Below are 13337 nucleotides of genomic sequence, written 5' to 3'. Positions count from 1 at the left end.
ATTGAAGGTATAAGCAGAACAAGCTACAAATAAATCACTCAGTTGCAACCACAGCAATTTGAGTCTACCACACTAAGTCGTCATTCCTTTTTTGAGGCTGCCACCTTTTTCGGGAATGACGACTTGACTTAATTACGCATTAGGCTGCTGTTCGTAAATACTCTTCGACCTTATTTTTATATTCCTGCTTCAAGGCTTCATCAATAAAGCTGGCATTTATCGCATTCAGTGTAAATTGAGCGATCTCACGATGAGACATTTTATGAGCGTCACTGACAGCTAGAAAATTGTCCGTCATATAGCCGCCAAAATAGGCAGGATCATCGGAGTTAATAGTGACCGCTAATCCCTTTCGAAGTAGCTCTACAATATTGTGATCTTCCATCCTATCAAACACTTTCAGCTTGATATTAGACAGTGGACATACGGTCAGCGGCATTTGTGATTCGATTAGCTCTCTCATCAGCGCATCGCTTTCAACGCAGCGTACTCCGTGATCAATTCGGCTAATACCAAGCATCTCGATAGAATCGACAATATTCTGCGCGGGCCCTTCTTCCCCGGCATGAGCTACCGTCAAAAAGCCTTCGTGCTGCGCCATTTTAAATACACGTGCAAATTTCTCTGGCGGATGCCCTTGCTCTGAAGAATCAAGACCGACGCCAATAATTTTGTCTTTGAATGGCAGCGCCTGCTCTAAGGTTGCGATAGCTGCCTCTTCGGAAAGATGGCGTAAGAAGCACATAATTAACTGCGAACTGATACCTAACTCGCTGTGACCCTGTTGTAGTGCTCGGTCGATACCATTAATCACTACATCAAAAGGGATACCACGGTCGGTATGGGTTTGAGGGTCAAAAAAGACTTCGGTATGGATAACGTTATCTCGATGACAGCGTTCTAAATATGCCCAAGTTAGATCGAAAAAATCCTGCTCAGTTTGCAGGGCGTTTGCGCCTTGATAGTAGATATCAAGGAAAGATTGTAAATCATCAAACTCGTACGCTTTGCGCAGCTCTTCTGGGGAAGAATATGGCAAGGAGAGGTTGTTACGTTGTGCCAACTTAAAGAGTAGTTCTGGCTCTAGAGAACCTTCGATATGAAGATGTAGCTCGACCTTTGGAAGACCTTGAATAAATGCGTTCATATACCACCTATTATGCTTATGAGAGCCTTATCGGCTTATGGGGCTTGCGGATGCACTTACTCTGAGTATAGGAACAGATGAAGAAAAGTTTCGAACGCCAATACAAAGAGTAAAGACAGCAATGCCATCCTAACTCTTCGTAATCAGCACTTTACGGGAACTGGTAGAGACCCCCAAACCATATCATTGGGGTTATACGAAGCTGCGAAGGACTGTATCAAATGATGAAGGTCGTTGACAACCTACAGCCCCTCGCTTTGAACTAAAAACTGAAATTAGTCTTCAAATGACCCAGTAGTGGCAAGCTCTTTGAACCATACACCGTGCTTCTTAGGAATTCGGTTTCCTGTTTCCAGATCTAGACGGAAGAAGCCGTAGCGACGCTTAAATGAGTTCAGCCAAGACCAGTTATCGATAAAGGTCCACTGGTGCACACCAAAGCAGTTTGAGCCCTCTTCGATCGCCTTGTGAAGCTGAACTAGGTGCTCTTTCATCAAGCCGGTACGGAATGAATCGTCAATCAGACCATCAGTACCTGGCTGCCCTTCGGACTCAAGATCCATCGCAATACCAATTTCAGCAAGATACCAAGGAATATTGCCGTAGTTATCTTGAACGTTTTTAGCGATATCGTAGATAGCCGTCGGCAAGATTTCGTTGTTGTCGCGATATGGGTTGAATCGACCCTCTGGATTCACGTAGTTCTCGAAGTAAACTTCTGGCGTAAAGTAGTCAAGATCATACTCAGCTTCACGCGCTTTAACGCGGCGTGGAACGTAGTAGTTCACACCCAAGAAATCGACCTTCGCAGTGGTGATCGCCGTAATCTCTTCGGGTGTGGTCTCTGGCGTAACGCCCTGCTCAGCCAACACATCACATAGCTCTTGAGGGATCTCATTCTTCACCATTGGGTCAAGGAAGCTACGGTTGAACAGAAGATCTGCATACCATGCTGCTTTTTTGTCTTCTTCACTGTCATTTCTCGTGTACGAGGGCGTTAGGTTAAGTACCACACCGATTTGCGAGTTTTCCAGCTCTAGAGCGTTGAAACGATGGACTGCCTTCGCGTGAGCCAGCATGATGTTAAAAGCGACCTGAACGGCAAGTTTGCCATCTTTCTTGCATGGGTAATGGAAGTCGTACAGGTAACCGCCTTCTACTGGCACGATTGGCTCGTTGAACGTAATCCAATGCTTCACCTTGTTACCGAAAAGCTTAAACGCCGTCTCTGCGTAGTCAGCAAATAGGTCGACGACTTCCTTTGACTCAAAGCCGCCAAACTTCTCTTGAAGCTCTGCTGGCATATCAAAGTGGTAAAGGTTCATCATTGGCTCGATGCCATTAGCGATCATTTCGTCAATGTAGTTGTTGTAGAACTCGACAGCGTCTTGGCAGACCTCGCCAGTTTCGTAGTCTTTGATGAGTCGAGACCACTGAATAGAGGTACGGAATGAGTTAAAGCCGACCTTTTTCATGTCCTGGACATCTTCTTTGTAACGGTGATAGGTATCCGTTACCGTTTGAGAGCCGATGCCACGATAAAAACGCTCTGGACTTTGTTGGTGCCAAAGATCCCAAATAGAATCGTTAGCTTTGTTTGTAGTGCCTTCCGTTTGAATGCCAGACGCAGCCGCGCCCCACAAAAAATTTTGCGGAAAAGTGTATGTCGTCATCTTACTAACCTTGTCTATTCAAAAAATGTTTCAAAGCGCCAATCAGATTGGCGTCGTTACCAAATTGTGTGAGTGCAGGGACTGGGCGTATTCGAGCAATAGGAATACTTGATTGCAGCTCGTCCAGTTTGCGATTGATATTGTCAATTAATCGAGGGCTGCGGCTAACCGCCCCTCCAAGAAGAATACATTTAGGATCCAAAGAGTACTGAACATTAAAGAGAATGGTGGCAAGGTCGCGATACCATTGCTCGACCATAGGCACCGCATCACTGTCACTCTGCTCGTAGAGCGAAAAGACTTGGATACCATCAACTTCTTCGACTTTTTGGTTCTTCGCCTTCGCAACGTTTTCGACAAGCGCGCGAGTTGATGCAGCATTTGAATAAGTAATAGGCTCGCCATCTTCAAAACGAAGGACACAGTAGCCAAACTCACCCGCATGCAGATGCGTACCCTTAATGACCTCTCCGTCACGTACAATCGCGCCGCCGATGCCAGAGCCCAAAACCAGTAAGCAAAACTCGTCATCGTCTTGCCCAGCTCCGAGCCAATCTTCAGCTAGTGCAGCGCAGCAGCCGTCGTTTTCTAGCTCAACCGGCAAGTCGAATCGTGCTTGATAAAGAGAACGAACATCGATGTCATGAATATAAGGTAGAGCACTTGCCCCCTCAATCACTCCAGAATCCACATTCACTGCCCCGCAAGTACTGATTGCGATACCTTTTAGTGCAAATCGTTCCGCAAGCTCATCGAACTTGGGCGCAAGCGTTTCGAGCCATTGTTCATAGCTTGCCGCTTTGCTGGGTAGCGAAAACCTGTCATGGATCTGTGCATCTCTCGACATGACCGCACCTTTCACCGATGAGCCACCAAAATCTAGAACTAAGAAAAAGTCGTCTTTTTGCATCATAGTCGTTATTACGTAATCGCTAATCATCTACTTAAAGTGTGTGCAAAAAGGCGGCACCACGGACGCCAGATGAATCACCGTGCACGCTCTTCACAACCTGAGTCGTCACCGCTTTTGTGAAGGTATATTGCGAGAGCTTTTGTTGAACCAAAGGGTAAACCTCGTCCACGTTTGACATCCCACCACCGAGCACAATCACTTCAGGGTCAACAAAGTTAACGATAGCGCCTAAGGTTCTCGCAAGTTGATCGCAGTACAAGTCGAAGTGGGCGACAGCACGAGCATCGCCTTTGTGATAGAGCGCCATAATCTCTCTCGAATCTGCAGGTTCATACTTCTCTGCGAAAGTGCGCGCAAAGCCCGTGCCTGAGACAAATGACTCTGCGCAGTTCATCGACCCGCAATAACACTCGGTTGGCTTACCATCGACGTCCGGATTGAAATTGGGCAATGGGTTGTGCCCCAGCTCGCCACCAAGCTTGTTGAGACCAGTCACCAATCCATTGTTAATCACCACCCCAGCACCACAGCCGGTACCGATGATGACCGCAACGCAAGAGTTGGTCGCATGTTTAGCGGCACCATCTTTATATTCTGACAGCGCCAAGCAATCTGCATCGTTAGCGATAGCAACCGGTACATCGATCTGCTTTTGAATATCACCAATAAAGTCCTGACCATTTAGCACGGTTACATTGGCACCCTGCATCAAACCATCATTACCAACAGATCCACAACAACCTATGCCGATGGATTCGATATCGCCATGTTGACTCACAGCCTCAATAACCGACATGACGCCATTCAGAAAATCTGAGTAACTGTTCTTTGCCGTAGGCTCACGATGAACAACCAAGGTTTCGTAGCTGTTGGCATCGAGCCCGACGCCTTCTATTTTTGTGCCACCGATATCTAATCCTACTATCATGTTCTGCTCTCTTGGTTTGTCTGTTCGCCAGTCATTGAAAATGGATCCGCCAACATGTCGTTGGGTTAACTCTAATAAACCAAACTTTCTCTCACTTCTAAAGGATGAGACTCTCAAAATCTCGCACCAGTCACAAAACTATATAGTTTTAGATTAAAACAAATGCAGTTATTAAGTTCAAACCTTTCGAACGTCTCTTTCACATTTGCCCTCTGCTCTTTCTAGCGGTAGAGACCTATAGTCTGAATATCGGATAACAAGGAGGTCTAACATGACTTCATACAGAACCATTCAACAAATCATTCCATCTCATGCCACCTCAGATGGTGATGGCGTCAAAATTCGTCGAGTCCATGGATTTGATAACCGAGCGTTTTCGCCCTTCTTAATGATTGATGAGCTCAAGTCTGACGATAAAAAAGATTACGTTGGCGGTTTTCCTCCACACCCTCATCGAGGCATAGAGACACTGACCTACATGATGCAAGGTCACTTCCAGCATCGCGATCACATGGGTAACGTTGGGGAATTGAGATCAGGCGGTGCACAGTGGATGGCAGCGGGTCGCGGTGTTATACACAGCGAAATGCCAATTATGGACAATGGTGATCTGCATGGATTCCAGATTTGGATCAACCAGCCAGCGCGAGACAAGATGAAACCTGCGCAATATCATGACTTCCAGCCAGAAACCATTACTGAACTGGAAAATAAAGGACTCGGCTTGGTACGACTACTCTCGGGCGCACTTACCGTCAATGAGCAAGTGCTATCTGGACCACTAACCAAAACAGGTGTCCCAGCAACCGTAGCAGATTGGCGTGCTTCATCGGGCGATGAAATTCAAATTGGAACACCTGAACAGCATAACGCCATGGTGTATGTTTACCGAGGTGAAGTCTCAATAGATGAGATAATTTTACGAACTGGTGAGCTTGCACTAGTCTCAAAAGGAGAGGCAATGGCGATTAAAGCTAATGAAAATGCTGGGCTACTGATTTTTGTAGGGGAGCCTATCGATGAGCCTGTGGTGCATTATGGTCCGTTCGTCATGAATAGCGCTGAAGAAATACAGCAAGCGATCAATGACTACAATCGAGGTGAGTTTGAACACTATTAACGGCTCTGCTCCAAGATAAGAATTAGATTTGACACTACTATCCACTGCCTTGTGTCACGCATCGACCTTCTCAGTCGATGCGTTCTTTTTTATGCAAGCAGAGACTATTATCAGCTTGCGGCCCTTCTGCTGCGATGTTTTACATTGTAAACTACTTACAAATACTCACACAGGTAAGCCGTCGCTTCTTCAACTTTTAGGTCAAAGCTAGAGTCACCTTCAACATCGAAAGCTTGACCTGAGGTATAGGTTTTCCACTCTTGAGTATTCGCTAGACGCACGATCAGCGCCCCCTTTACGACTGTCATTTTTTCTGGTGCCGCAGTACCGAAGGTATACTCACCCGGTGCCATTACACCCACACTGCTATCTCCATCAGCTTGAGCGAAACCCAGTGACTTAACACCGCCTTCGAAGTATGTATTCTCTTTGATCATGTTGACTTCCTTGTAAATTACTTATGGCAAAACATCGTTTTACCTCACAAACTTATGTAAAACAAGTTATTGATCAATTGCTAGTCTCTATTGGTATAAATAATCAATATCTATTTTCTGAGAACACCTATGTCGAACCAAGAAAGTAAAGTTCCCACAAATCGGTTATCACGTTTTGGCAAGCTCGCCTCTCTGGCCACTAGAGTGACCGGCTCCATGGTAACCGAAGGAGCAAAACAATTTGCTCAAGGCAAACGACCCAAAGCACGTGAACTATTACTAACGCCAAACAACGTGAAAAGAGTCGCCGACCAACTTGCACACCTGCGAGGCGCGGCCATGAAGGTGGGACAGCTCTTGTCGATGGATGCCGGTGATCTCATTAGCCCAGAGCTAGCTGACATATTGGCACGGCTGCGCTCTGACGCTTCACCGATGCCAGCTAGCCAACTCTCTGCTGTTTTGTCCCAAGAACTCGGCTCGGATTGGAAGCAGAATTTTATCGAGTTCAACTTCAAGCCCATCGCCAGTGCTTCGATCGGACAGGTCCATCAAGCACACGCTGATGATGGCACCAAGCTCGCCATCAAAGTTCAGTATCCCGGCATCAAACAAAGTATTGATAGTGATGTTGACAACGTCGGTACCCTGCTTGGCGTAGTAGGCTTGATACCCAGGGACGTAGACTATAAAGGACTTCTCGAGGAGGCGAAGAAACAGCTCCATGCAGAAGCAGACTACCTGCTTGAAGCTAAGTTACTTGGTCAGTTTAGAGAATACCTTAGCTCATCGCCGCAGTTTGTTTTACCTGACGTAAGGGCGGAGCTAACGACCGACAGTGTTCTTGCTATGACCTACGTTACCGGTGTGCCTATTGAGTCACTCATAGAACATGATCAAGAAACCCGCGACCTGGTAGTCACGCTGCTTCTAGAGCTACTTTTCAAAGAGATTTTTGACTTCAAATTGGTTCAAACCGATCCAAACTTTGCAAATTTCTTGTTCGATGAGCAGCAGCGGAAAGTGGTGTTACTCGATTTCGGAGCCACCAGAAATTACGACGACAGAATAAGCGATGGCTATCGAATGGCATTCACTGCAATGCTCGAAGACGATGACCAAGGGCTATACAAAGCACTTCAGCAGATAGGTTTCTTCACTAACAACATTCTGCCAGAGCAAAGAGATGCGGTAATTAATCTAGTTAAACTCGCTGGTGAGCCGCTAAAGCATCAAGGAATTTATGATTTTGGTACCAGCAACCTTGCCCAGCGAATCAGTGAAGCTGGCACCGTACTGAGCATGGAGCAAGATTATTGGCACACACCACCAGCCGATGCGCTCTTCTTACACAGAAAGATAGGTGGTTTATATCTACTGGCAGCCCGCCTTAAGGCAAAAGTCGATGTAAATCGACTGTTTGTTCCGTTTAGGTTGATGGAAGTCCAAAAATAACAAAGTATTACAATCGCTCGCTTTCATTGGCCATCTAGAAAAAGATAATGTTAAAGAAAGGTGAAAACTCGCCGATAATTCTTACAGAACGAAAAGGGAAGATCGCAGCGATGACAAAAATCAGGCATAAATCAGGGGCAAACCGAGACACCTACATGCTGGCAATCATCATGTCTGTCGTCGTAGTGCTCGCTGTCGCCCTTGGCTTCGCCTTTTATACCAGTCATCTGAACCACATTTCCCCAAAACGCGTCTATGGTAATTGGATAGAGATTGGTGCTCCAAAGCAAAGTACAGAAATCCTGACGTTTTCCGATGCCGGTGCTATGCGAAACCACAAACTCGTCACCACCTCGTTTCAATTTGATGGTCGAGTGGTACGCCTTGAAACAGGCAGTGGCCATTGGGTGTATGAACGTGTCGGAACACCTCGCTCTCCACAGTTGCGCCGCATTCGCCCAGCACTTCCTCCGCAGCGATTTATCTTAGAGGGCTACGAAGATACGGTTCCTATGGATGGCTATAATCCTGCGCAAAACCGCCGTTCTGCTCTTAGAGAGCATTTCTCAACCAAATAGCTCTACCCTGTTTTGCTTTGCTCTGGGGTGCAAAATATGTATCGCGTAGTTACTTTTCTTGATGCTTATCAAGCTTCAATTTAAATTCACATATCGGTCATCATTTGTTTCCTAAACTCTTAATGAGCTCTTTAATTCCCTAAGGAGAGGACAATGATCAAAACACATCGCAACTTTACCCTTCATGGCACACCCAAGCATCATGCCCATGTTCATATCAATCCTATAGGCGAGCTAGATATCGACATTGTTGAATCACATGAACATCATCATACGGAGTTCTCATCTCTGTCTTTCAAACGCTCGAAACAATCTACCCTATTGCAAGGCGTGGACATTGACCAAAAACAGTCATGGCAGTTGACGCTTGATAACAAAGACGCTGAAGAGCTAACCACCATTATCCAACGTGCGAATGACGACTTTGAAGAGCTAATGCGAGATCTCTAAAAAACGGCAATAGATTCACTTCCTTACCCGACCTCTAAAAGGATTTAGCTATACGCTAAGTCCTTTTTAATTATGACATTCCCATGAACTATCGATAGACTGAATTCATTACCATACCGCTAAACAATCTATGACTAAAGTTGCCTCGATGTCTCCAATTAAAATCAACGCTTTACAATTTTTCACCCGAGAGAAATTCTTTGGCATCACCTGCCTCGCAATCGTCGCTTCACTTATCTTTGTCGCGTCTCTAGCGATCTACCCCTTTCAACTCACCACCCCGGTTAGCCAGGTCCTAGGCTTTATCATGCAGTGCCTGTCCTACTCAGCGGGTCACCAAGGATTTTTAATCACGTTAGGCATATTGGGGTTAACATTAATCTGGGTAACAAGAGGAACCAAGCATCGCACAATCTTGCTTGGTCAAATTGCGATTCTTCTTGTTTTAAGCTTCACAACCAAGACATTTCTTAAGCAGTGGACTGAAAGCCCGAGACCTTACACCGACGTCTTTGTTGAAGAGACAATAATCGACGCACAAGCCGATTTTTATGAACTGACGACCGATAAGAAGAATGAAGTTATCTCTAGGGTTGCTAATAGCGTAAGTGAATGGCGGACGAAGCACTGGGTTGGAGAGACCGATTATTCCTTCCCTTCTGGGCATACGATCTTTGTTGCCATTTGCGTGCTTTTCTTTGCTGGTATATTCGCAAGCCATCAACACAAACTGCTCGCTTCACTTGTTTGTGTTTGGGCGGTAGGGGTTGCAATAAGCAGGCTCTGGCTTGGTATGCATAGACCAGAAGACTTGTTCGGGTCACTACTCTTCGGGCTCATCCTTTATTTGATTGTCCCTAGCGCCAACTCCAAATTTCCATTATCATCGAAATAGGGAAATTGGAGAACACATATGCAAATCGAAGTCGCAGCAAAGGCGCTGAAAGAACTTGGTCATGTTACGCGCCTTGCCATATACCGCCAGGTTGTTAAGGCTGGACACAAGGGTATCCCTGTAGGTGAAATACAGGAACGGCTAGACATCCCAGGATCGACACTGTCTCATCACATATCTAGTCTGGCCTCCGCTAATCTTATCGAACAGAGGCGAGAAGGTCGCACCCTGTTTTGTGTTGCCAAGTACGAGCACCTTGACGGTGTTATTCACTTCTTGCAAGACGAGTGTTGCATTGACGAAACGTGTTAACCCCTATTTTCACTACCATTAATAGCAGGAAATAATAATTCTCATCCAGTGGGAATTATTATTCCAACAATAATCCTAAACCTTCCCTCTCTAATAACCATCATCCGCTCGAATAAATAATAACCTTACAAAACCAGAAGATATTTTTCATTGTAATTACAGTACAACATGTTCCCACCAACATTTGCACATTATTCTATACAGTTCAAAAATAAACCAATCAACAAATAACCTTTATCAATAAGTACTAATTTTATTAATAATAAGTGATACTATTCTTTAGTGCTAAACATCTAGAAACAATCATTAGCATTAGAAATGGAATTTACTGCATTCATAAGGTTAAGAGGAAATTTTTGTGAAACTGAACAATCTGTCGATTAGAGCGAAACTGCAAGCTCTCGTCGGCTTTGCCGTACTTATTCTCGTCTCACTTGGTACGTTTAATCTCATCATTCAAAAAGAATCAAGCTATGAGCAACGTAAAGACCGCGTTCGCTCTAATGTTGAAATAGCATACGCACTGGCCAACCATTACAAGACGTTAAGTAAGTCTATTGGCGAAACGCAAGCTAAAGAAGCGGCTGCCAAAGCAATAGAAGATCTTCGCTATGATGGTAACAATTACTTCTTTATTGCCACATCTGATGAAAATATCGTCATGCATCCAACCAATCCAAAATTAAATGGAACGAATGCAGGTAAACTGACTGACTCTAGAGGCAATTATTTCTGGCAAGAAATGAGTCGAATAGCAACCACACAAGGGAAAGGGTTTCTGACTTATTATTGGATAGGCAGCGATGGTAATGAATCTGAGAAGATTTCTTTTGTCGCTTATATACCAGAGTGGGACTGGATAATTGGCTCTGGTGTTCAAACGGCGGATATTGATAAAGCATTCCAAAGCCAATTAATCAAAGAGCTCATCGTTGATGCAATTGCCGCTCTAGCACTCATTATTATTTGCTTAATTATCTCAAGAAACATCGTCAAGCCTATTGAAGCACTAGTACAGAGAGTACATAAGGTAGCGGATGGCGATCTCACGGTAGAGATGTCTAGTGATAGAAAAGATGAACTTGGGTACCTTAGCAATGAGCTAGCCAGAATGATGGCGACGCTGAAAGAGACGATTTCTGCTGCAAAGGCGTCCGCGGACTACTCAAGCCAACTGTCGAGCAGCATTGCCGCTTCCAGTGAGGAAACATCCACCAACATCGACTCACAAAGTCAGCAGCTTGAGCAGCTAGCAACGGCGATGAGTGAGATGTCGTCAACGATCCAAGATATCGCCGGTAATTCAGAGCGCACTTCATCAACGACTGAACAAAGCAAAGACTTTGCCGCTCAAGGCAGCCGTAGCATGGGTTACACACTCACTAACATTTCAGGCATTTCCGAAGATATCTCAAGTACCCACGAGTTAATGGAAGCTCTTAAACAAGGTGTAAATGACATTAGCTCAGTAGTGAACGTGATTCATGAAGTCTCTGAACAAACCAACCTTCTAGCACTCAATGCCGCCATTGAGGCTGCTCGAGCTGGCGAGCAAGGTCGTGGCTTCGCAGTGGTCGCCGATGAGGTTCGTAATTTGGCAAGTCGTACTCAAGAGTCCACTGCTCAGGTACAAACCACTATCGACAAGCTGAATGAGCGCACAGATAGCGTACTCGCCGTAATGTCATCGAATCAGACGAAGGTAACAGAGAGTGTTGAACTCGCTTCACAAACTCAAGAGAAGCTTGATACCGCGGTAGACAAGCTCAACGATACCTATGACATGGTCACGCAAATCGCTGCCGCAGCTGAGCAGCAAGGCACTGTCGCTAATGACGTAAACGAAAACGTCAGCATTGTGCATTTATCTATCAGTGAAATTAGACAAGCAAGCCAGAGCCTCGCTCAGCAATCACAAGCCATGGCGGAGTCCTCTGCTGAACTTACGCAAAAACTCGCTTACTTTCGTATATAGAGACCAATAAAAACGCTCCGCAGTTTAGCGGAGCGTTTCTTTTCGTGCCTGATTATGTCATTGAGTTACTTCTGATTGTAAACGAGCACAAAGGTGAGTGGGACACTCGTTGCGATTGAGGGTAACCCTGCCACTTCTCTTAGTTTTTCGATACCCACATCAAGCCCAAAATCTGCTGCCTGAATAATCATAGGATCGGTCGAAACAATCACGACTTTATCTTCACTTATCTTCATCACGGTTAACTTGGTCGGGTAGGTCTTCTGCTTCCCGTGCAGGTCAACGGTCACATCGTTAACAATACTGTAGATCCCACCAATATCACTATTATCCAACTCGCTCATATCCACGACGGTGCTTACTGTTGCTTTGGCAAAATCGGCGACATTGAAAAGCATGGTTTGCATTCGCTCATTTCGGATTGGGATATTGGTTTCTACGCTGGCAAGATCTATCACTAGTGTCGCTTTTCCGTCATCACTTATCGTGCCGGTCATTCCTTCAAAGTGATGTATTTCGCTTACACTGTTGCTTTTAGTGGAGACAAATTTGAGTGTCGAATTGCTACTATCGAGCATCCACTCCGCGTGTGACGAAAACGTCACTGCAAAAGCAACAAGCAGTGTACCTAGTCGGATCATCATGGCTCTTTCCTTATCTATGCTGACTCTATAGGTGTAGTCCAGGACGCTTCGGATCTCCACACCGTCAATTGAATATGATACTGTTTTGACATACAAAAAAACGACGACACGGAGAAGTCAGTATGCATCTCAACCTCGATGAGTTATCCCCCAACGCTATCTATCACTTAATGACACAAACCGTCATCCCTCGCCCGATTGCCTGGGCGCTCACAGCATCATCCGACGACAATTACAATCTCGCCCCATTTTCCTATTTCGCTCCGATATCAAGCAATCCTCCATTATTGATGCTCTCAGTGGGTAAAAAGCCAGATGGCACGTTGAAAGATACTGCTGTGAACGCTATCAAGAATAAAGAGCTTGTCATTCACATTGCGTCTACTGACAGCGCTGAAACCATGACTCAAACGTCTGCAACATTGAGTCACGGTGAGTCAGAAGTCATCGCTAGCCAAGTCGAACTCGACGACCTAGACGGCTTCAATCTACCGAGAGTCAAGCAATGTCCGATCGCCTTTGGTTGTACGCTTCACGAGGTTTTAGAGGTAGGTAACACTCCTCAACACCTGCTTATCGTGAAAATAGAAAAAGTTTGCATCGACGACCAAGTTGTCACGATGCAAAACGAGCGCTTGGTCATTGACGCTCTTAAAGTCGATCCCCTATCACGCTTAGGTGGTAATGATTACGCTACTTTAGACAAGACCATCACTGTACTACGCCCTCAATAACCCTTCTCTTTCGGCAGAAGGCAACGAAAGCAAACCATTCACCCTATGTAATGGTTTGTTTTGTTTCATATTAACA

14 protein-coding genes and 1 riboswitch are annotated in these 13337 nt (G+C 45.4%); of the genes, 8 read left to right on the top strand and 6 right to left on the bottom strand.

Translation table 11 applies throughout. The features are described from left to right. Positions 1-139: 139 nt before the first annotated feature. The 4 genes from J4N45_RS21340 to J4N45_RS21325 all read right to left on the bottom strand — a co-directional run bounded on the left by J4N45_RS21340 (position 140) and on the right by J4N45_RS21325 (position 4661). Entirely contained in the window at positions 140-1147 is a 1008-nt protein-coding gene (locus tag J4N45_RS21340) for an adenosine deaminase (protein ID WP_252016825.1), read from the bottom strand. A 120-nt stretch (positions 1148-1267) separates the two neighbouring features. After that, positions 1268-1367, bottom strand: a riboswitch (purine riboswitch). Between the two features lie 55 nt (positions 1368-1422). Further along, positions 1423-2820, bottom strand: a complete 1398-nt coding sequence (locus J4N45_RS21335; protein ID WP_252016823.1) for a glycoside hydrolase family 1 protein — start codon at positions 2818-2820, stop codon at positions 1423-1425. Between the two features lie 4 nt (positions 2821-2824). Continuing rightward, on the bottom strand, positions 2825-3733 hold the full coding sequence (locus J4N45_RS21330; protein ID WP_252016821.1) for an ROK family protein: 909 nt from the start codon (positions 3731-3733) through the stop codon (positions 2825-2827). Between the two features lie 31 nt (positions 3734-3764). Then, positions 3765-4661 carry an ROK family protein gene (locus tag J4N45_RS21325; RefSeq protein ID WP_252016819.1) on the bottom strand — a complete coding sequence of 299 codons (897 nt, stop codon included), beginning with the start codon at positions 4659-4661 and terminating at the stop codon, positions 3765-3767. Between the two features lie 271 nt (positions 4662-4932). Here J4N45_RS21325 and J4N45_RS21320 point away from each other — a divergent pair, with 271 nt between their 5' ends. Continuing rightward, positions 4933-5781: a pirin family protein gene (locus J4N45_RS21320; RefSeq protein ID WP_252016817.1), complete on the top strand. Its 849-nt coding sequence runs from the start codon at positions 4933-4935 to the stop codon at positions 5779-5781. Between the two features lie 155 nt (positions 5782-5936). Here the strand turns inward: J4N45_RS21320 and ppnP are convergent, their stop codons facing one another. Next, entirely contained in the window at positions 5937-6218 is a 282-nt protein-coding gene (gene ppnP / locus J4N45_RS21315; RefSeq protein ID WP_252016815.1) for a pyrimidine/purine nucleoside phosphorylase, read from the bottom strand. A gap of 129 nt (positions 6219-6347) precedes the next feature. Here ppnP and J4N45_RS21310 point away from each other — a divergent pair, with 129 nt between their 5' ends. From J4N45_RS21310 to J4N45_RS21285, 6 genes are all read left to right on the top strand, one after another. Then, positions 6348-7673 carry an ABC1 kinase family protein gene (locus J4N45_RS21310; protein ID WP_252016813.1) on the top strand — a complete coding sequence of 442 codons (1326 nt, stop codon included), beginning with the start codon at positions 6348-6350 and terminating at the stop codon, positions 7671-7673. A 47-nt stretch (positions 7674-7720) separates the two neighbouring features. Beyond that, on the top strand, positions 7721-8251 hold the full coding sequence (locus tag J4N45_RS21305) for a DUF2850 domain-containing protein (protein WP_353505893.1): 531 nt from the start codon (positions 7721-7723) through the stop codon (positions 8249-8251). Positions 8252-8404: 153 nt separating this feature from the next. Beyond that, positions 8405-8701 carry a hypothetical protein gene (locus J4N45_RS21300; protein WP_252016810.1) on the top strand — a complete coding sequence of 99 codons (297 nt, stop codon included), beginning with the start codon at positions 8405-8407 and terminating at the stop codon, positions 8699-8701. A 148-nt stretch (positions 8702-8849) separates the two neighbouring features. Then, the gene (locus J4N45_RS21295; RefSeq protein WP_252016808.1) at positions 8850-9596 is read left to right on the top strand and encodes a phosphatase PAP2 family protein; all 747 of its coding nucleotides are present in this window, start codon (positions 8850-8852) and stop codon (positions 9594-9596) included. 18 nt (positions 9597-9614) lie between these two features. Continuing rightward, a complete protein-coding gene (locus J4N45_RS21290; RefSeq protein ID WP_042471124.1) occupies positions 9615-9908 on the top strand; it encodes an ArsR/SmtB family transcription factor in 294 nt (97 codons plus the stop codon). Positions 9909-10266: 358 nt separating this feature from the next. Continuing rightward, positions 10267-11883, top strand: coding sequence for a methyl-accepting chemotaxis protein (locus J4N45_RS21285; RefSeq protein WP_234497025.1), 1617 nt, complete (start codon positions 10267-10269; stop codon positions 11881-11883). A gap of 65 nt (positions 11884-11948) precedes the next feature. Here J4N45_RS21285 and J4N45_RS21280 read toward each other — a convergent pair whose 3' ends face one another. Continuing rightward, positions 11949-12527 carry a YceI family protein gene (locus J4N45_RS21280; RefSeq protein ID WP_252016806.1) on the bottom strand — a complete coding sequence of 193 codons (579 nt, stop codon included), beginning with the start codon at positions 12525-12527 and terminating at the stop codon, positions 11949-11951. 122 nt (positions 12528-12649) lie between these two features. Here J4N45_RS21280 and J4N45_RS21275 point away from each other — a divergent pair, with 122 nt between their 5' ends. Beyond that, positions 12650-13261 carry a flavin reductase family protein gene (locus J4N45_RS21275; protein WP_252016804.1) on the top strand — a complete coding sequence of 204 codons (612 nt, stop codon included), beginning with the start codon at positions 12650-12652 and terminating at the stop codon, positions 13259-13261. Positions 13262-13337: the final 76 nt, after the last annotated feature.

The sequence above is a fragment of the Vibrio sp. SCSIO 43140 genome (genome assembly GCF_023716585.1).
Classification (GTDB): Bacteria; Pseudomonadota; Gammaproteobacteria; order Enterobacterales; family Vibrionaceae; genus Vibrio; species Vibrio maritimus_B.
The sequence above is the reverse complement of the archived record's forward strand: the minus strand, read 5'-3'. Positions and strand labels throughout refer to the sequence as shown.

Coding starts and splice junctions, on each gene's coding strand:
- J4N45_RS21340 (WP_252016825.1), bottom strand. CDS start 1,147: ATGAACGCATTTATTCAAGGTCTTCCAAAGGTCGAGCTACATCTTCAT.
- J4N45_RS21335 (WP_252016823.1), bottom strand. CDS start 2,820: ATGACGACATACACTTTTCCGCAAAATTTTTTGTGGGGCGCGGCTGCG.
- J4N45_RS21330 (WP_252016821.1), bottom strand. CDS start 3,733: ATGATGCAAAAAGACGACTTTTTCTTAGTTCTAGATTTTGGTGGCTCA.
- J4N45_RS21325 (WP_252016819.1), bottom strand. CDS start 4,661: ATGATAGTAGGATTAGATATCGGTGGCACAAAAATAGAAGGCGTCGGG.
- J4N45_RS21320 (WP_252016817.1), top strand. CDS start 4,933: ATGACTTCATACAGAACCATTCAACAAATCATTCCATCTCATGCCACC.
- ppnP (WP_252016815.1), bottom strand. CDS start 6,218: ATGATCAAAGAGAATACATACTTCGAAGGCGGTGTTAAGTCACTGGGT.
- J4N45_RS21310 (WP_252016813.1), top strand. CDS start 6,348: ATGTCGAACCAAGAAAGTAAAGTTCCCACAAATCGGTTATCACGTTTT.
- J4N45_RS21305 (WP_353505893.1), top strand. CDS start 7,721: ATGTTAAAGAAAGGTGAAAACTCGCCGATAATTCTTACAGAACGAAAA.
- J4N45_RS21300 (WP_252016810.1), top strand. CDS start 8,405: ATGATCAAAACACATCGCAACTTTACCCTTCATGGCACACCCAAGCAT.
- J4N45_RS21295 (WP_252016808.1), top strand. CDS start 8,850: ATGTCTCCAATTAAAATCAACGCTTTACAATTTTTCACCCGAGAGAAA.
- J4N45_RS21290 (WP_042471124.1), top strand. CDS start 9,615: ATGCAAATCGAAGTCGCAGCAAAGGCGCTGAAAGAACTTGGTCATGTT.
- J4N45_RS21280 (WP_252016806.1), bottom strand. CDS start 12,527: ATGATGATCCGACTAGGTACACTGCTTGTTGCTTTTGCAGTGACGTTT.
- J4N45_RS21275 (WP_252016804.1), top strand. CDS start 12,650: ATGCATCTCAACCTCGATGAGTTATCCCCCAACGCTATCTATCACTTA.